The sequence below is a fragment of the Oleiphilus sp. HI0079 genome, assembly GCF_001635105.1.
In genome coordinates this window covers 1-981 of sequence record NZ_LWFT01000874.1, presented here as the reverse complement: position 1 = coordinate 981, position 981 = coordinate 1, and the positions used below count along the sequence as shown (strand labels likewise).

The 981-nt window shown below is 45.0% G+C and carries 1 protein-coding gene; it reads right to left on the bottom strand.

Features of this window, described 5'->3' with window-relative positions; genetic code table 11:
- Nucleotides 1-981, bottom strand: a 981-nt coding sequence (locus A3750_RS16280; protein WP_197475088.1) for an insulinase family protein, incomplete at both ends; no start/stop codon positions are given.

Below are 981 nucleotides of genomic sequence, written 5' to 3'. Positions count from 1 at the left end.
TAAATCGGTATTGTCAGGGATAAATGCGTTGGGTTCGGGTAAGGCTAACGCTTCTAGAGGGCTTGCTTTTCTCAATTGATTGGTAAGGCTGATGGAGAGCGGCGCTACGGAATAAGGGGCTTTAAACCATGTAGTTTCTTTGTCCGTTTTTAGTCCCTGGGCTTTAACGCTTACTAAAACATTATCTGGTTTGAGATAGCTTAAGTAGTCTTCGATCAGTTCGGGCTTGAAGTCATTTAATTGGTAGAAAGCCGAGAGTACTTCGTGTGGTTTGAAGTCGTGTAATGTGGCGGAAAGAGAGCGAACGTAGCTCAGAGCTGGCGATTTCTCTTTAAATTTGAACCCGATGTCAGATAACTTGGCTTGCTCATCAAAGTAAAGCTTGGTGATGCCTTTCTGGTTCAGCAGTTCGATATAGCTAAATACCATCCCCATTATCTCATCCTGTTTCTTCAGGCCGCTTTCGGTTAGAGACATAGTGATAATAAACATGGCGTGCGCGCCGGTATCAAATTGCGTACCAGCCGACAGAGTATCAACAAGTTGTTTGTCTTTTAGTGCAGACAGGAGGCTTCCTTTTCCTTCATGTCCAATCAGGTTGGCTATGTAGCCCATTGGCTGAGAGTGAATGTGGTTCTTTGTTGATGGGATGGGGAAGCTCAAAGAAAGCGAGCGTGAATCCATCACACTCTCTACTTGGAGTTTTGCTGGTAGAAAACCACCCGCGAAAAACGGCTCGGTAATCGTTTTAACAGGAAGGTTTTTGTTTGGTATATCGGAAAAACGCGTTTCGACCCATTTCGCTAGCGTGCTCAGATCTTCTTTTCCCAGTACCGTAAGTTTCATTCGGTTGGCAGAGTATTGTACATCATAGAAATCGAGCAACGCAGATCTAAGCGTTTTACCTTCTTTGTCCACCAGTGTTTCGAGGTTACCAACGGCAAAGCGCTTGTAGGGGTGATTTGGAGCAAGCGTCGTTTT